The sequence below is a fragment of the Sinorhizobium meliloti genome (assembly GCF_017876815.1).
Classification (GTDB): domain Bacteria; phylum Pseudomonadota; class Alphaproteobacteria; order Rhizobiales; family Rhizobiaceae; genus Sinorhizobium; species Sinorhizobium meliloti.
The window spans coordinates 136731-153596 of the sequence record NZ_JAGIOS010000003.1; the positions used below are offsets into that span (position 1 = coordinate 136731).

13 protein-coding genes and 2 pseudogenes are annotated in these 16866 nt (G+C 60.2%); 12 read left to right on the forward strand and 3 right to left on the reverse strand.

Features of this window, described 5'->3' with window-relative positions:
* Nucleotides 1-126: 126 nt before the first annotated feature.
* Both JOH52_RS27215 and JOH52_RS27220 read right to left on the reverse strand, forming a co-directional pair.
* A pseudogene (locus JOH52_RS27215) lies at nt 127-612 on the reverse strand (alpha/beta hydrolase); the annotation flags it as partial.
* Between the two features lie 62 nt (nt 613-674).
* Nucleotides 675-1174 (reverse strand): annotated as a pseudogene (locus JOH52_RS27220) (VOC family protein); the annotation flags it as partial.
* 293 nt (nt 1175-1467) lie between these two features.
* Between JOH52_RS27220 and JOH52_RS27225 the strand changes: the two are divergent.
* The 12 genes from JOH52_RS27225 (at nt 1468) to JOH52_RS36240 (ending at nt 13628) form a co-directional block, all read left to right on the forward strand.
* A complete protein-coding gene (locus JOH52_RS27225; RefSeq protein ID WP_014531369.1) occupies nt 1468-2367 on the forward strand; it encodes a LysR family transcriptional regulator in 900 nt (299 codons plus the stop codon).
* A gap of 244 nt (nt 2368-2611) precedes the next feature.
* A complete protein-coding gene (locus JOH52_RS27230) occupies nt 2612-3520 on the forward strand; it encodes a helix-turn-helix domain-containing protein (RefSeq protein WP_014531370.1) in 909 nt (302 codons plus the stop codon).
* Nucleotides 3521-3664: 144 nt separating this feature from the next.
* The gene (locus tag JOH52_RS27235) at nt 3665-4573 is read left to right on the forward strand and encodes a helix-turn-helix domain-containing protein (protein ID WP_010967963.1); all 909 of its coding nucleotides are present in this window, start codon (nt 3665-3667) and stop codon (nt 4571-4573) included.
* 215 nt (nt 4574-4788) lie between these two features.
* The gene (locus JOH52_RS27240; RefSeq protein ID WP_010967962.1) at nt 4789-5700 is read left to right on the forward strand and encodes a helix-turn-helix domain-containing protein; all 912 of its coding nucleotides are present in this window, start codon (nt 4789-4791) and stop codon (nt 5698-5700) included.
* A gap of 225 nt (nt 5701-5925) precedes the next feature.
* A complete protein-coding gene (locus tag JOH52_RS27245) occupies nt 5926-6576 on the forward strand; it encodes a hydrolase (RefSeq protein WP_014531372.1) in 651 nt (216 codons plus the stop codon).
* Nucleotides 6577-6661: 85 nt separating this feature from the next.
* Complete coding sequence (locus JOH52_RS27250) at nt 6662-6952, forward strand: XapX domain-containing protein (protein ID WP_014990228.1); 291 nt, start codon at nt 6662-6664, stop codon at nt 6950-6952.
* A complete protein-coding gene (locus JOH52_RS27255; protein WP_014531373.1) occupies nt 6952-8937 on the forward strand; it encodes an amidohydrolase in 1986 nt (661 codons plus the stop codon). The genes JOH52_RS27250 and JOH52_RS27255 overlap by 1 nt, the downstream gene beginning before the upstream one ends.
* Nucleotides 8938-8950: 13 nt before the next feature.
* The gene (locus tag JOH52_RS27260; protein ID WP_010967958.1) at nt 8951-9409 is read left to right on the forward strand and encodes a DoxX family protein; all 459 of its coding nucleotides are present in this window, start codon (nt 8951-8953) and stop codon (nt 9407-9409) included.
* Entirely contained in the window at nt 9406-10998 is a 1593-nt protein-coding gene (locus JOH52_RS27265) for an MFS transporter (protein ID WP_014531374.1), read from the forward strand. The genes JOH52_RS27260 and JOH52_RS27265 overlap by 4 nt, the downstream gene beginning before the upstream one ends.
* Nucleotides 10999-11017: 19 nt before the next feature.
* On the forward strand, nt 11018-11992 hold the full coding sequence (locus JOH52_RS27270) for an MBL fold metallo-hydrolase (protein ID WP_010967956.1): 975 nt from the start codon (nt 11018-11020) through the stop codon (nt 11990-11992).
* Nucleotides 11993-12068: 76 nt separating this feature from the next.
* Complete coding sequence (locus tag JOH52_RS27275) at nt 12069-12908, forward strand: alpha/beta fold hydrolase (RefSeq protein WP_017264864.1); 840 nt, start codon at nt 12069-12071, stop codon at nt 12906-12908.
* 471 nt (nt 12909-13379) lie between these two features.
* Nucleotides 13380-13628, forward strand: coding sequence for a hypothetical protein (locus JOH52_RS36240; RefSeq protein WP_013845653.1), 249 nt, complete (start codon nt 13380-13382; stop codon nt 13626-13628).
* Nucleotides 13629-14606: 978 nt separating this feature from the next.
* On the opposite strand, the gene JOH52_RS27280 is transcribed toward JOH52_RS36240, so the two are convergent.
* Nucleotides 14607-16508, reverse strand: a complete 1902-nt coding sequence (locus JOH52_RS27280; protein ID WP_013845652.1) for a potassium transporter Kup — start codon at nt 16506-16508, stop codon at nt 14607-14609.
* Nucleotides 16509-16866 lie beyond the last annotated feature (358 nt).

Consider the following 16866-nt stretch of genomic DNA (forward strand, 5'->3'; position numbering starts at 1 on the left):
ACCAGAGCCGAACCCTGATTGCTTTGCGTGTTTTGCCAGATCTTCACCAGCATGGCCGTGAAAATACATGAACTCGAGGCCTGCCCCGGCTCCGGCGAGCACCAGCGACATCGGAAAGCGCGTCTATTACGTCAGGAACGCGTGCAATGCTTCCAATTCCTCCGGTCGGATCTCATGTCCGCCGGAATGGTAACATGCCTCGACGCGGGCCTTCTGTGCCGCGAAGTAGTCGGCCAGCCGCGCTGAGAGGGGGAGCGGGCAGATCGGGTCGCGTTGCCCCGCGGTGATCAGGATTGGTCGATCTTTCAACTGCTCGCTGTTCGGGGGGATCCATGGAATGAGTGGATGCAGCAGGGCAGCTCGGTCGAAAAGGCCGGCATTCTTGAACAAAACGGACGCAAGGATGGTTGCCCCGTTCGAATAGCCGAGCCCGTATATTGGCCGCCCCGGATTTGCTGCTTTGTGGGCGGCAATGAATCTGGCCATCTTTTCTGTTCGCAAGGTCAGGTCCTCCATGTCGTAGGAGCCTTCGCTCGTCCGACGAAAGAAGCGCAGCGCGCCAAATTCCGACACGTCCCCTCGCGGCGAAATAACTCCGGCATCCGGCAGGATGAGATCGTCATCGTGGTCTTCTCCGTCGGGCTGGACGCGAACTGCTGCGGCCCCGAAGTTGGTCAGTCTTTGATCGGTTTTAGACGGCGTGAGATCTGGTCGCGATAAGGCTCGTAGCGCGTGGGAAGCTTCACTGCCCCACAGAGGTGTGCGGTGTCTTCATCGCGGTCAAACCCCGGCTCGTTGGTCGCGATCTCGAACAACACGCCCCGGGGCGTGGGGAAGTAGAGCGCCCAGAAGTAGTCACGGTCTATGACAGGCGTTACCTGATAGCCGGTGTCCATCAGAGCCTTGCGAACCTCGAGCTGAGCCGCCCGATCGTCCACGGCGAAGGCGATGTGATGCACCGAGCCAGCGCCGAGGCGGCGAGATCGGCCTTGGGAACTGTTTCCAGAGCGATGACGTCGGCGCCGTTGCCGCCGCTGGCGGCGAAGCTCGACCGGTCGCCTTTGCGATCCACCTCCTGGTAACCCATGAAGCTGATTAGCTCGCGCGTTGCACCGGCATCCTTTAGAGGCAGACTTGTCCGGTGGAAGCCCGTGATCGCCTTGTCCGGGTCGACCTCTGTGTTGCCCAACCGGGCCGCGGGCGCCATCGACTGCGATAGACCTCCGGGTCGTCGAAATTCACAGTCTTCTTTACGCGGCGCGGCCGAGCGCCTTGGCAAGTCGCTGTTCTCCTGGGTGCTGGCGCCCATCGACGTGAGATGATGAAGGCCTTTGATCTGTGTGAGCATGGCAAGTTCCCTCGGCTAGCGTGTATCGCCTGATCTGGAGAGAAAATCGCTCAGGTCCTCATGAAAGTGAACAGCAATAATATTGACAAATTTGTTGCGAAAATTGCAATAATATAGGCATGGGCGATCTAAGCGACATCCGGGTTTTCTTGGCCGTAGCGCAGCAACGCAGCTTCACCGCGGCGGCGCGACAGTTGTCGATGACACCGCCGACCGTGACCCGCTCCGTCAGCGCGCTGGAGCAGAGCCTGGGAGTGCAGCTCCTGCTGCGCACCACACGTCAGGTTTCATTGACGTCGGCCGGCGCCGTCTACGCGGCGCGCGTAGAGCCACTGATCAGGCAGTTCGACCAAGTGAGGGACGATCTGCGCGAAGAGCAAGGGGACGTGGCCGGGCTCATCCGCATCAATGCGCCGCTTTCACTCGGCCAACAACTGCTGCCGGACATCGTCTCAGGGTTTCGGGCCGAACATCCGCAGGTAAGCGTTTCGCTGTCTCGAACCGACCGCTTCATCGACATCGTGTCCGAGCGTTTCGATCTCGCATTGAGAGTTTCGGAGGCGCCGCGCGACAGGTCGACAATATGGCGAAAAGTGTGTCGCGTGCGGCGCATCCTTGTCGCCTCCCCAGGCTATCTCGCCATTTTCGGAACACCTGAGACGCCCGATGATCTCAGTCGACATGGCTGTATCGCCTACGACGAGGAGGCGATCTCCGAGACCTGGGAGCTGACGAACGGTGGGCGCACCCGCAAGGCGTTCGCCGGCAAAGTGCTGGCGGCGAACAACGGCGAGTTAATTGCCAAACTGGTGGAAGACGGGCAGGGCTTAGCCCTGCTGCCGCATTTCATCGTCGGCGATGCGCTAGCGCGCGGCGCGCTGAAGCAGGTCCTTGCCGAGTGGGAGCCTCCGGAGCTCTGGCTGACATTGTACTATCCGCCCTACGAGAAACTGCCGATGCGCGTTGCGAGATTCTCGGACTTCTTCGAAAGATATGTTACCCATACGCGCCCGCTGTGAAGAAAAGGCGAACTCAAGTCCTCTTTTCGCGTCGGAAGGCGTCCTTTCCGGCAAAAGGCGAGCATATGTTACAAGAATTTGACGACGCCCTCAGGCATGCTTCCTTTGAATCGGACTTGAACGGCCTATATGCGGCCCTTCTGTTGTCGAGATCTTTTGGGTCTTCCGAATCGCGAATACGGTCCCTCGGCCGGTCGCTACCGGACCTCTCGCAACAGAAAAGCAGATTTGTTTGGAGGCGCGAATGAGTCAAAGGACCGGAACGGAAGAGGGCGTCGGCGCACATTTTGGGCTGCCGTATGCTCCATGCCTCCCGGCTCGACCGGTTCGGGACGCCGGGTTTTCCGTGACGCGCCTGGAATGGCGGCTCAACGGGGAGGCCAACCGCTTGGTATCCTTGCCGCCCGATTCAGCATACTTTCTGATGCTGTACCTCAAGGATGCGTATCATTGCGACGTTGCTCCCGATGGCACCGAGAGCGAGACTCTCCGCTTCCGGCAGGGCTCCGTTTGCCTCGTCGATCTCGCTCATGGCGCCTGCATCCGGCTGTTCAGCGATCTCGATTCCCTCGCCTTCCAACTGCCGCGAGAGCTCATTCGGGAAGTAAGCGAGTTCTCGGCTGCCCCAAGAGCAACCACGCTTAGATGCCGTCGCGGCGAAGACGACGATGTGTTGCGCAATCTCGGAGCGGCTCTTCTGCCGCTGTTCGAGCGGCAAGGAAATTCCCACACTGCGGTCTTACAGCACATTGCCATCGCCATTTGTGCCCACTTGCTCCACGCTTACGGCGATCATGGCGGTCAGGGGGGACCCCGTTTAACACAATTTACTGTTTGGCAGGAGAGGGCAGCAAAGAACTTCATGATCGACCATTTTGCCGATCAATTCCCAATGGCGGCAGCAGCTTCGGCGGCTGGTGTTTCCATCCGTCGCTTTATCGAAAGCTTCAAACGCGTAACGGGCCAGACGCCGAAACAGTGGCTACTGGGCTATCGAACAGCACGTGCCAAGCAGTACCTCGGCGAGCGTTCTTTGACACTTGCAGAGATCGCCACCGGGTGCGGCTTCACCGACGAGGATCATTTTACCAAGGTTTTCCGTCGAGTGGCGGGTACCACCCCGGCAGCCTGGCGGGCGCGTTGGCTGCATTGACAGCGGTTTCGGTTTCGTGTGCGAATGAGGGCCGCTCCGCATTCTAACTTTGGACTATTGTAGCACCGCAATCGAACCCTGGACTATTGTAGGATCCGAAACAACGGTGTATCGCGCCTAGCCAGAAATCGGGAGACCACGTCGATGGCCCTGCACGAAGCATTGAACGCCGCAGGTCGTGTGCCGGGCCCGATCGTCAAGTCGATTGCTGCCGGCGATATCAACGTTACGAGGACCTATTCCGATCGGTTTGATCTGGACGTCGCACCGGCCATCCCCTGCACAGACGCATTTGGCGTTATTGTTCAGCTTCGTGACTTCGATACCCATCGGCTATGGCGACGTGGCGAATTGGTTTACGAGGGCGGACACGCAAAGGCGTCGCTGGCAATCACCGACCTACGCGACCAGTGGCAGTGCCATCATCTCTCGCCGTTCGACAATATCCGCTTCCACATTCCGTTTTCCCGCATGCGTGCCTTCGCGGAAGAGGTGGGCCGTAGCGAATATATGGCGCTCGCTTGTGTCCAGGGGCGCATAGATCCGGTCATGCACGGCCTTGCCCAGGCATTGCTGCCATCGCTTGACGATCCTAGCGACGCCAATCCTCTGTTTCTGGAGCAGATCAATCTCGCCATGTTGGCGCACCTCAGTCAAACCTATGGCGGGCTGCACTTCCCCGTGGACAAAAAAGGGACTCTGTCGCCTTGGCAGGAAAGACTCGCTACGGACTTTTTGGCTTCCCATTTCAACAAACCGTTTTCGATTGGAGATCTGGCTTCTCGCTGCGGATTATCGCGCAGCTATTTCAACAAGGCTTTCAAGGAGAGCTTTGGGCGCACCCCTTCAAAGTGGCTGACCGAGTACCGGGTCGCGCGGGTCAAGGAAATGTTGTTGTTGGACCTGTCGATTGCTGAGGTCTCGATCAATTGCGGCTTCGCCGATCAGAGCCACATGACCAGGGTCTTCACAAGTCTGACTGGCGACACACCGGCACGCTTCAGACGAAAGAACAGGACGTTCGGCGTGGCCTTGGATCCGCTAATGGTCTAATCGCCTCCATTGGCTCACATCGTTCAAAACGCGTGAATTTCGTACAAGATCGTTTTCCCGGTCGCGGCGATGATGCGGCGATTGAGGGCGACTCCGCGCACCTGAGTGGAGGCTGCCTCTTGAAACCACGATCCGCACAGGGCCTCGGTCCTATTCCGATGTTTGTGGTCGAGAGGTTTTCGCTACAGGTAAGCTCAAAATACGGGACCCAAGGCATGACGGACGTCTCTTCCATCGCAGCAACCAAAAGACATGACAGTCTCGGCTGCTCCATGGACAGGCTCGACGATGACCGAACGATCGAGGGCCGTGACATGTCGTTCCATCGCAAGAGGTCGGCTTCGGCGCCGCCCGGCAGAGTCACGACACCAGCGACCGGACGCGGATATCTGCTCGGTCTCTCCGCAGCAGGCGGACACAGTCGGCGGATCATCAAAGAGCACCATTCGACTGTTCATGATTTTGAGCAAAATGCGGTCTACCTGCGGAATTTCGCCGATGATTATTGTGCTGACCTCAGCGGCTCCTTCGACTTCATGCTGCTCGAAATCAATCATAACGCGCTCGAGCGGATCGCCGACGCGGCGGACTTGAGAAGTGTCAGCGAGTTGCGCCCGGTTGCCGCCCACGCAGATCCTGTGCTTGGTGGCATGCTGGGCGCCTTGTTTGCGACAGTGGACGGAAGCGCCGACAGGAGCGCCTTGTTTGTTGACCAGCTCTCGATCGCAATTGGGGTTCATGTTGTTCAGCAATACGGCAACGGTCGCGGCAACGTGGCGGCCAGCGGGCGCCGGCTTTCCTCACGTTGCCAAGCCAGGATCAAGGACCTCGTCCAAAGCCAGCTGAATGGTGAGCTGACCGTCGAACAGCTCGCTTCGGCCTGCAATCTGTCGCAGGCCACTTTTCTTCGGGCCTTCCGCGAAACGATGGGGAAGACGCCGCATCGATGGCTGCAGCAGCAACGCATCGAAAAGGCCGTGGATCTGCTGCAGTTCTCACAAACCCAGTTGAGTGAGATCGCCAGCGTATGCGGCTTCTCCGACCAGAGCCACTTCACACGTGCCTTCGTACAGGCGATGGGCGCCACCCCCGGGGCCTGGAGACGAAGCCGGCAGTTGAGCGCTTGAAAAAGAAAGCGCGGTTCCAGTCAGGGAGCCAAGAGTGCGCTATGCGACGGTACGGTTGACACCTCTCTTACTGGTTCAACTGCAGCAAGTGATCTCTCATCAATTCGTAGGTCGCGCGCTTGGTGGCGATCAAAAAGTTCAAAAGTCCCTCATCCGTTACAAGAAATGGGCAGTCGTCCTCGCCATGGTGTCGGACATCAGCAACCAACCGAAGAGGCCACTACCATGACCGCGACACCGACCCCCGGGAAACTTCTCGTTTCGCCCAAGGATCACGCCCTGATCATGATCGACTTCCAGTCGCAAATGTCCTTTGCCACAAAGTCGATCGACGCTGTGCAACTGCGCAACAACGCGGCGGTGGTCGCGAGCGCGGCTGCCGGCTTCGGTGTCCCGACGATCCTGACGACAGTCGCGGAAAAGAGCTTCTCCGGCCCAATGTTCGCGGAGATCACCGATGCCTTCCCCGAACAGCCGCTTCTCGACCGCACCTCCATGAATACCTGGGAAGACGCAGCGGTGATCGAGGAGGTCAACCGAATCGGAAAGAAGCGCCTCGTCTTCTGCGGCCTTTGGACCTCCGTCTGCATCGTCGGCCCGACCCTGTCAGCGCTCGATCAGGGCTTCGAAGCCTACGTCATTGCCGATGCCTGTGGCGACGTGTCGGACGAGGCGCATGAGCGCGCCATGGACCGCATGGTGCAAGCCGGAGTCCGTCCGATGACCTCGCTCCAATACATGCTCGAGCTGCAGCGCGATTGGGCACGCACCGACACCTACGACATGACCACCGGCATCGCCAAAAAATTCGGCGGCGCCTACGGCCTCGGTATCATCTACGCCAAGACCATGTTCGGCGCTTCCGAAGGCCACTGACCTTCACTGGGGTTGCTCAGCCGAGCGCCACTCCGGCCGCCTCCAGCGGGCGGAGTGGCGACGACCAATGTTAAAGGGAATGACGATGAAGATGTATCTCCTTTCACTCGGGGCCGGGCTACTCGTGGGTGTCATCTACAGCCTGCTCAACGTCCGCTCCCCGGCTCCGCCGGTGATCGCGTTGGTGGGGCTATTAGGGATCCTCGTCGGCGAACAGGCAGTGCCACTGGTCAAGCGCCTGATGTCCGGCAATCCGGTCAACATTTCTTGGTTCAATAGTCACTGCATCCCGCATGTTTTCGGGGAACTGCCGACCGGTGCCGCACATAATCCTGTTGCTGCGCGCGACGAGCCGTCTGCACGGGAGATCAGCTAATGCCGACCCGCCGCGGTTTTCTGGGTGCAGCGTCCGCCCTGGCGCTCCCTAACCTGTTTTCACCGGCGCGCGCCGCCGATCCCGTTTCGACCTCAGGAGACAAGCCAATGAGTGCCGATCTGATCCTGCACCATGGTCTGGTGACCACGCTGGACCGGACGAACCCGAACGCCACGGCCATCGCTATTCGGGACAGCAAGTTCCTCGCCGTTGGCGACGACAGGGACATCATGGCGCTTGCCGGACCAGAGACGAAGGTGATCGACCTGAAGGGCAAGCGCGTCCTGCCTGGACTGATCGACAATCACACGCATGTCGTCCGCGGCGGTCTCAACTACAATATGGAGCTGCGCTGGGACGGGGTGCGCTCTCTCGCCGATGCGATGGACATGCTGAAACGTCAGGTGGCGATCACACCACCGCCGCAATGGGTCCGGGCGGTCGGCGGCTTCACCGAGCACCAGTTCGTCGAAAAGCGCCTGCCGACAATTGACGAGATCAACGCCGTCGCGCCGGACACGCCAGTCTTCCTGCTGCATCTCTATGACCGCGCCCTGCTCAATGGTGCCGCGCTGCGCGCCGTCGGCTATACGAAGGACACGCCGAACCCGCCGGGCGGCGAGATCATCCGCGACGCCAGCGGCAATCCTACTGGCATGCTGCTCGCGAAACCCAACGCCGCCATCCTCTATTCGACGCTCGCGAAGGGGCCGAAACTGCCCTTCGAGTACCAGGTCAACTCGACCCGCCACTTCATGCGCGAGCTCAACCGCCTCGGCGTCACCGGAGTCATCGACGCGGGCGGCGGCTACCAGAACTATCCGGATGACTACGCGGTCATCCAGAAGCTCGCCGACGATGGGCAGATGACTGTTCGTCTTGCCTACAATCTCTTCACCCAGAAGCCCAAGGAGGAGAAGCAGGACTTCCTCAACTGGACTTCTTCTGTGAAGTACAAGCAGGGCGACGACTACTTCCGCCACAATGGTGCCGGCGAGATGCTGGTGTTCTCCGCCGCCGACTTCGAGGATTTCCGCCAGCCACGCCCGGACATGCCGCCGGAGATGGAAGGCGACCTTGAGGAAGTCGTGCGTGTGCTAGCTGAGAACCGCTGGCCCTGGCGCATGCACGCTACGTACGACGAGACCATCTCACGGGCGCTCGACGTGTTCGAGAAGGTCAATCAGGACATGCCGCTTGAGGGGCTCAACTGGTTCTTCGACCATGCGGAAACGATCTCTGAGCGATCTATAGACCGCATCGCCGCGCTCGGCGGCGGCATCGCCACCCAGCACCGGATGGCCTATCAGGGGGAATACTTCGTCGAGCGATACGGGCATGGGGCCGCCGAGGCAACGCCGCCGATCGCAAAGATGCTGGAGAAAGGCGTGCACGTCTCCGCCGGCACCGATGCCACCCGGGTCGCCTCCTATAATCCCTGGGTCTCGCTCTCGTGGATGATTACAGGAAAGACGCTCGGCGGCATGCAGCTCTATCCGCGCGCCAATTGCCTCGACCGCGAGACGGCACTTCGGATGTGGACCGAGAACGTCACGTGGTTCTCCAACGAGGAAGGCAAGAAGGGCCGGATCGAGAAGGGTCAGTTTGCCGACCTGATCGTGCCCGACAAGGATTTCTTTGCCTGCCCGGAAGACGAAATATCGTTCATAACGTCCGAGCTTACCATGGTCGGCGGCAAGATCGTCTACGGGACCGGCACGTTCGCCGATTTCAACGAGAATGACGTTCCGCCGGCTATGCCGGACTGGTCTCCGGTGCGCATGTTTGGCGGTTATGCGGCGTGGGGAGAACCCGAGGGCGCGGGCAAGCGTTCTCTGCGGCGGACTGCGATGGCCACCTGCGGCTGCGCCAGCAACTGCAACGTGCATGGCCACGACCACGCCGGGGCGTGGACATCGAAGCTGCCAATTTCGGACCTCAAGGGCTTCTTCGGCGCACTCGGCTGCTCCTGCTGGGCCGTTTAGGAAGGACCGTTTCATGACGACCATTTCGAAAGAGACCCGCGGAGCGGCCTATGCGCGGCCGCTCCTTACCTCTCCGCCGATCCGCTTCCTGGCGCTGCTGGCCCTGTGTTCGGCCTACATCCAGGGGCCGCTGATGAAGATATATGACTTCGAAGGCGCGATCGCGGAGATGAACCATTTTGGCCTGACGCCAGCTCCGCTGTTCGCGGTCGGCGTCATCGTCTTCGAACTCGCCATGTCGGCGCTCATCCTTCTCGGCATCTTCCGCAAGGTGGCCGCACTTTGCCTGGCAGTCTTTACAGTGGCTGCGACCTTCCTGGCGTTTCGCTTCTGGGAGCTGCCGTCCGGCATGGAGCGCATGATGGCGACCAACGGCTTCTTCGAGCATCTCGGCCTCGCCGGCGGGTTCGTCCTCGTCGCCTGGCATGATCTGCACGAGCGCACCGTTTCCGGAAAGGTGCGTGCGCTATGACGGATGTGACGGCACCGACAAGTGGCTTTGCGCCGCTACGCCAGAAGGTCTTCGCCGTCCTCTGGATCGCCACGATCGTCGGAAACACCGGAAGTTTCATCCGCGATGTCGCCAGTTCCTGGCTGGTGACCGACCTGTCGGCTGCGCCCGCTGCCGTCGCGATGGTGCAGGCCGCGGCGACACTTCCGATCTTCCTGCTGGCGATTCCAGCAGGCGTGCTGTCGGATATCCTCGACCGCCGCAAGTTCCTGATCGTCATCCAGCTTCTCCTTGCGGCGGCCAGCATCTGTCTTATGCTCTTGTCTGCAACCGGACTTCAGTCGGTCAGCTCACTAATTGCGCTCACCTTCGTAGGCGGCATCGGCGCGGCACTGATGGCCCCCACATGGCAGGCGATCGTTCCTGAGCTTGTGGCAAGACAGGACGTCAAAAGCGCTGTCGCCCTGAACTCCCTCGGCATCAACATTTCCCGTTCGATCGGTCCGGCGGTCGGTGGCCTGTTGCTGGCCTGGTTTGGCGCGGCCGTCACCTACGGCGTCGACGTCATCAGCTATGTCTTCGTGATCGTGGCTCTCACGTGGTGGAGACGCGCCGCAACTCCAGACGATGTCCTCTCCGAGCGCTTCTTCGGAGCCTTCCGCGCCGGACTCCGCTTCGCGAAGGCCAGCCGCGAGCTGCACGTTGTGCTCCTGCGCGCGGCTGTCTTCTTTGCATTCGCCAGTGCTGTCTGGGCGCTTCTTCCACTCGTCGCGCGTGATCTCCTCGACGGGGACGCGGGCTTTTATGGCATCCTTCTTGGCGCGGTCGGAGCTGGAGCGATCGGTGGAGCTCTGATCTTGCCGAGGCTGCGGACACGGTTCGACGCCGACGCGCTTCTGCTGGGGGCCGCAGTCGTTACCGCAGCAGTCATGGCAATTCTCTCGGTCGCCCCGCCGCGGTGGGGAGCCATCGTGGCACTTCTTGCGCTCGGCGCTGCCTGGATCACGGCGCTGACGACGTTGAACGGCGCGGCCCAGGCGATCCTGCCTAATTGGGTGCGGGGCCGCTCGCTGGCCGTCTATCTGACCGTCTTCAACGGAGCGATGACGGCGGGAAGTCTCGCCTGGGGCGCTGTCGCTGAGGCACTGAACATCCCGCTCACTCTCAATATCAGTGCCATTGGCCTTGCTGCAGCCGGACTTCTCTTCCATTTCGTCAAGCTGCCGAAGGGCGAGTCCGATCTTATCGCCTCAAACCATTGGCCCGAACCGTTGGTCGCCGCACTTGTCGACAACGACCGCGGTCCTGTCCTCATCCTCATCGAGTATAAAGTCGACAAAACCGAGCGTCCGGACTTCCTGAAGGCACTGGCGAAGCTTTCGAACGAACGCCGTCGCGACGGGGCGTATGGCTGGGGCGTCACCGAGGACGCTGCCGATCCGGAGAAGATCGTCGAATGGTTCATGGTCGAATCCTGGGCCGAGCACCTTCGCCAGCACCGGCGCGTCTCTAAGGCCGACGCCGATGTCCAGCAAGAAGTCCGCCGCTTTCACAAAGGTGCAGAAGCGCCGGTCGTGAGCCACCTTTTGTCGATCAATCGTCCGCAGTAAACCTAGGAGAGAGAGAACGATGACCACTCGCAGATCGGTACTTAAGGGAACGCTCTCCCTCATGCTGGCCCCCACAGCAATGACGACACTTGCGCCGCCCGGCGCGGCCGCGAAGGCGCAGCAAGTCAAGATCCAGGCTCCAGGCTACTACCGGATGATGCTGGGCGACTTCGAGATCACGGCGCTTTCCGACGGAACGGCGAAGTTTCCCGCCGAGACCCTCTACGCCGGTGCCAAGGATCAGGTCGCAGCGCTACTCGCAAAGGCTTTTCTCGACTCGCCGGTCGAACTTTCGGTCAATGCCTTTCTGGTCAACACGAATGAGCGGCTGGTGCTTATCGATGCCGGTGCCGGAGGCTTCTTCGGCCCGGCGCTCGGCAAGCTCGTTCCCAACCTCGTCGCCGCCGGCTACCAGCCGGAGCAGATCGACGACATCATTCTCACCCATGCCCATGTGGACCACCTCGGCGGCCTCGTTGCCGGGGAAAAGATCGTCTTTCTCAATGCCACTGTTCACCTCAACCAGCGCGATGCCGATTTTTGGCTGAGTTCCGCCAACCGCGACGCCGCGCCGGAGGCAAAGAAGGAATTCTTTTCTATGGCCGTGCAAGCGCTTTCACCCTACCGCGATTCCGGCAGGCTGAAGACCTTTGCCGACGAAGCTGAGCCGGTGCCCGGCTTCAAGACGGTCCTGCGTGCCGGCCACACCCCCGGCCACAGCGCGGTCGCCATGGAGAGCAAGGGCCAAAAGCTCGTATTCTGGGGCGACATCACCCACGGCGATGTCGTGCAGTTCGAGGAGCCGGACGTGACGATCGGCTTCGACGAGAACCCGGCCGCGGCTGCAAGCGCGCGCGATGCTGCCTTCGCCGAGGCGGTCAAGGAGGGATACCTCATTGCCGGCGCGCATACGCGTTTCCCTGGCATCGGCCATGTCGGCACGGACAGCGACAAGTTCGACTGGGTGCCGCTGAACTATAGAGCGACGCTCTGATCCGCGGTTTCCCCCTGATCGGGGTCGCCCCGGAGGCTTCGGGCGACAGTCTCTATCTCGAACCAAAGCAAAAGGAATGGCTTCCATGACGCAAAATTTCATCAAGACCGAGGACGGTGTCGAAATCTTTTACAAGGACTGGGGCTCCGGGCAGCCGATCGTCTTTCACCACGGTTGGCCACTTTCCTCCGACGATTGGGACGCGCAGATGCTCTATTTCCTGGGCAAGGGCTATCGCGTCATTGCCCACGACCGTCGCGGCCACGGTCGCTCGACCCAGGTCGGCGATGGCCATGACATGGCGCACTATGCAGCGGATGTCGCCGCACTTTCAACTGAGCTCGATCTGCGCGATGCCATTCACATCGGCCACTCCACCGGCGGCGGCGAGGCTCTGGCCTATGTCGCTCGCCACGGTGCCGGACGAGTCGCCAAACTTGTCATGGTCGGCGCGGTGCCGCCGATCATGCTCAAGACGGAAGCTTACCCCGGCGGACTTCCGATCGAGGTGTTCGATGGTCTGCGCGTTCAGCTCGCTGCAAACCGCGCGCAGTTCTTCCTCGATCTGCCGAGCGGACCTTTCTATGGATTCAACCGCCCCGGTGCGCAGGTCTCGACCGGCGTGATCCAGAACTGGTGGCGGCAGGGAATGATGGGCAGTGCCAAGGCCCATTATGACGGGATCAAGGCGTTCTCAGAGACCGACTTCACCGAGGACCTCAAGAGGGTCGAGGTGCCGGCGCTGGTGATGCACGGAGACGACGACCAGATCGTGCCGATCGACAGCTCTGCGCGCCTCGCTGTTAAGCTTCTGAAAAACGGTACACTGAAAGTGTACAAGGGTTATCCGCACGGCATGCTAACGACGCATGCCGATGTGATCAATGCGGATCTGCTCGAGTTCATCAAAGCCTAAGAAAATCCGGGCCGGCGATGGAAACGTCGCCGGCCCCGCAGAGCCGGCGCTGCAGGGCATTCGCGAGCACGCGGCGACCCAAGACATCGGGACTGCGCTCTTGGTTTCGAGAGGGCGTTCACAAGCTTGTCGATAAAACGCAAACCTTGGGCGGGCAGAGCCTGGTCGTCGGACAAACCGCCCAGATCGCGTCGGTCTCCGACTCCGCGTCCGCAAAGGCGACGCGTAGCGGACCGGACTTAAGGTCGTCGGCAATCGCGTCTCGAAGGCCGACGCCGATATCCCAAAGGAGGTACGCCGCTTCCACAAGGTACCCGAATGCCCGGCCGTCCAGCGCTTCCTGTCCATGGCCCTGTTGTACTTCCCTGACCCGGAAGGAAGAGCATGGATCCGCACTGGCTCCGATTGGACAGGTTACATAGCCGCGCCGGGACGTCTGCCAACGATTCACACACATAAGGATAAAAGACGATGACCAAGCCTGCGACCATCCCATTCCCAACAGTCATCTTGGCCGCCGCAATCTTCAGTGCACCGGTCGCAGCACTCGCAGGTGGCAGCTACTATCGAGGGGTCACGTCGGAGCCGATCAATATCGGCCACAACGTGAACTCTGCAACCCAGAAGAACTCTCTCAGGGCCAAGGTGGTGGCGAACCACTCCTTTCCTAAGAGAGGAGCATATTACAGGGGCCTGATGCGGAACGAGCAACCGCGATGAAGCATCTGTAGGCTGGGCGCGGTGCTGCCGACCATGCCGATGACGCCCTCGAGCCCCGGCGGGCGTCCCATCGAGTTCTTCGACGGCGTTCGGTCCGCGAAAGCCTATCGGCTGCCCGCCTCCGCAGCCGCGACGCTACCGTCGCACCGCACCGATTCGTCGGCAGGTGCGCGCGGAATGGGATAAGCCGCTGCGCCACTGTGGGGGGCTCGGACTCAATTTGAGATGTGCGTTGATCACACTGCTGCATCTCAGTCGTCGCAAATTTCCCGAGTTCTGAACCAGTGAAATTGACGGGGTCCGCAGCGAGCGCCGTGGCCAAGTTGCGCCGTTTCCCTCTTTGCATTCTCTCTAGCATTAAACTTTCCAAGGGACTTTGCAGAAACAACCCAAGTCATTGATCTAGAGGGAGCACCTCCCGATCTCCTTCAAGCGCACGTGCGCGCCTGCGTACTCACAAGAGCTGCAGGTTACCTGCTAAGAGCTGAGTGGCCATCCAAGGGCGTTGGGAATAGCATAACAGGGAGATCCTGAGACCAACCGAGGACGGCCTCCGTTAACGAATCCAGGTCTGGAACAGGAAACGATCAGTCCCTGATTTACTCCTGGGCCTCGAGCCACGTCACGGCAAATATCGCAACGATACCAAGGAGAATCATGATGCCAGCGACGTTGACCGGATCCATTCGGGTTTCCTCCGTCTATCGTGCTCAACCCTGCAGGCGACGGTATGTTCCGCATGAATCTGTCGAAAGCTAAGAGGCGCCAAGAAGGGCAGCGCTCCCGGATTGAAAAGGAGCGCTGCAGTTGGTCGACTTGTGCGATTGTCCGCTAAGCCAACGTTTCAGCGGAGAACTTCCGTCTGAATAGGAACTCTCTTTTAACCGCTTGCTTGTTGAAATGTTCCTTAAACTGGGTCCAGATCTAGCTACGCGCGGCTGATGCCCGGTGATGCCGCTGCTAGCGCGGAGTGCGCACTTAGATAATGACTTGCTCTCCCAGCTCGACGACTCGATTAGCTGGCAGATGAAAGTACTCGGTTGGATCAATCGCCGAGTCCGCCATGGCGATGAAGAGCTTGTCTTGCCATTGGGGCAGCCCTGACTGGGGGTCGGCTATCAGCTTGCGCCGGCCGAGATAAAAGGACGTCGACATGATCTCGAACTTGAAACCCTCCTTTCGACAGCGCGCCAGCGCCCGTGAGACATTCTGATCGTCCATGAAGCCGAACCTCAGCTCCAGCAGGCTGAACCGATCAGACAGCTTTGTAATTGTGTAGCGGTCCTTCTCGGGCACGTAAGGGACCCGGGCGGTCTTGATGGTCATGATGACGTTGTGCTGATGAAGGACGTGATTGTGCTTGATGTTGTGCAACAGAACTGCCGGCGTCGTGTCGGGCGTGGCGGTCAGGAAGATCGCTGTTCCGGGGACTTGGACAGGAGCATGCTCGGACTTTCGTTCGACTATGGCCATGAACTGGCTCAGCGGGATGTCCTGACGGGCGGTCTTCTCGCGCAGCACGCTGACACCCTTCCGCCAGGTCCACATCATCGTGATCAAGGTGCCGGCGATGAGGATGGGCACGTAGCCCCCGTGGTGAACCTTCAACAGATTGGCGCCGAGGAAGACCAGTTCGAGACTGAACAGGGGAAGCAGGACAGCTATGGCTGTCAAAGCGGGCCAGCCCCATTGGCGCCGAACGAATTCGAAGGCGAGAATGGTATCGATCACCATCGCGCCCGTAATGGATACGCCGTATGCGGGGGCAAGGGCTTCGGAGCTACCGAACATCAGCATGAGGGCGAGAACACCGGTCAAAAGGATGGTGTTGACCAAGGGCAGGTAAATCTGACCCGTTTGCGTTTCCGAGGTGTAGCAGATTTCGAAGCGGGGGAGGAAGCCGAGATGGATCGCTTGCCGTATAAGCGAAAAGGCTCCGGTGATCACCGACTGGCTGGCGATGATCGTTGCGGCCGTGGCAAGGATCACCATCGGCAACAAGGCCCAGTTCGGGAACATCAGGAAAAACGGATTGGAGATGGCATCGGGATGGGACAAAACCAGCGCGCCCTGCCCGAGATAGTTCAACGCGAGGGCGGGAAAGACGACCGCAAACCAGGCCGCCTGGATGGAATGGCGACCGAAATGGCCCAGATCGGCATAAAGCGCTTCAGCTCCGGTCACGGTGAGGAAGATGGCGCCGAGTACGATAAAGCCGATGAGGCCGGCATTCCATAAAAAACCGATCGCATTGAGCGGGTTAAAAGCCGAAAGGATCGCCAGATCGTCGCCAATATGCGCAACGCCGGCAGCTGCCATCACGAGAAACCAAACGAGCGTGATCGGGCCGAAGAACACGGAAACGGCACCGGTCCCGCGTGACTGGACGGCAAAAAGCAGCAGGATTATCACGACGGAGATCGGCAGAACGTAGTCGTGAAGCGCCGGCGCGACGAGCTTCAAACCCTCAACGGCCGACAGTACCGACAGCGCCGGGGTGATCATCGCGTCACCGATGAACAGGGCGGCGCCTAGAACGCCGGCAAAAAACATGAGGACCGGATATTTGGTGCCCTTCTTCAGCAACAGCGCGAGCAGGGACAAAGTGCCACCCTCACCATCGTTGTCGGCCCGAAGCAGAAAGAGCACATATTTGATGGTCACGATGGCGGTCAGCGTCCAGAGTACCAGCGACACGAGACCGATGACTTCGTCCCGCCCAACGCCACCTGGTCCAAACGGGCGCAGTGCCTCGCGGAAGGCGTAGAGAGGGCTGGTCCCGATGTCGCCATAGACCACACCGATTGCCCCGATGGTCAGCGCCAGAAACTGCGGCAGATTGTTCGCTTGTGCCGGTGCGTGGTCGAGGGAGTCGGCCATATGTTCTCCCTATCCTGAGGCGAGCTTTAAACAGTAACTCGGCTGGAGACGCTAGACGTCGCTCGTTTGAGAGCAACGGAATTAACTGGACCGCGTTCTTATTTGTTCCTGCTTAAAAGTAAATACAACCACCGCAGGGCGGTTTGTAGACCGGAATTCGGCCGTTCCTTCTCGACGAGCGACTCTGCTGCAGGTGTGATGCGCGAAATTCTCCAGAGGATCGAAGCGGGCCGGCGGGACTGAGCACAGGTGAGGCGTTGAGATGGCAGCGCCTCCGGCGAGGGCCTGCTCAGGTCGGCGTTTGCAGGGGTTCTATAGAGCCGACACGAACTCACGTTACACCTCGAAGCGAGGGCGT

Coding starts and splice junctions, on each gene's coding strand:
- JOH52_RS27260 (WP_010967958.1), top strand. CDS start 8,951: ATGACGACCATTTCGAAAGAGACCCGCGGAGCGGCCTATGCGCGGCCG.
- JOH52_RS27225 (WP_014531369.1), top strand. CDS start 1,468: ATGGGCGATCTAAGCGACATCCGGGTTTTCTTGGCCGTAGCGCAGCAA.
- JOH52_RS27240 (WP_010967962.1), top strand. CDS start 4,789: ATGACGGACGTCTCTTCCATCGCAGCAACCAAAAGACATGACAGTCTC.
- JOH52_RS27270 (WP_010967956.1), top strand. CDS start 11,018: ATGACCACTCGCAGATCGGTACTTAAGGGAACGCTCTCCCTCATGCTG.
- JOH52_RS27265 (WP_014531374.1), top strand. CDS start 9,406: ATGACGGATGTGACGGCACCGACAAGTGGCTTTGCGCCGCTACGCCAG.
- JOH52_RS27280 (WP_013845652.1), bottom strand. CDS start 16,508: ATGGCCGACTCCCTCGACCACGCACCGGCACAAGCGAACAATCTGCCG.
- JOH52_RS27230 (WP_014531370.1), top strand. CDS start 2,612: ATGAGTCAAAGGACCGGAACGGAAGAGGGCGTCGGCGCACATTTTGGG.
- JOH52_RS36240 (WP_013845653.1), top strand. CDS start 13,380: ATGACCAAGCCTGCGACCATCCCATTCCCAACAGTCATCTTGGCCGCC.
- JOH52_RS27245 (WP_014531372.1), top strand. CDS start 5,926: ATGACCGCGACACCGACCCCCGGGAAACTTCTCGTTTCGCCCAAGGAT.
- JOH52_RS27235 (WP_010967963.1), top strand. CDS start 3,665: ATGGCCCTGCACGAAGCATTGAACGCCGCAGGTCGTGTGCCGGGCCCG.
- JOH52_RS27250 (WP_014990228.1), top strand. CDS start 6,662: ATGAAGATGTATCTCCTTTCACTCGGGGCCGGGCTACTCGTGGGTGTC.
- JOH52_RS27275 (WP_017264864.1), top strand. CDS start 12,069: ATGGCTTCCATGACGCAAAATTTCATCAAGACCGAGGACGGTGTCGAA.
- JOH52_RS27255 (WP_014531373.1), top strand. CDS start 6,952: ATGCCGACCCGCCGCGGTTTTCTGGGTGCAGCGTCCGCCCTGGCGCTC.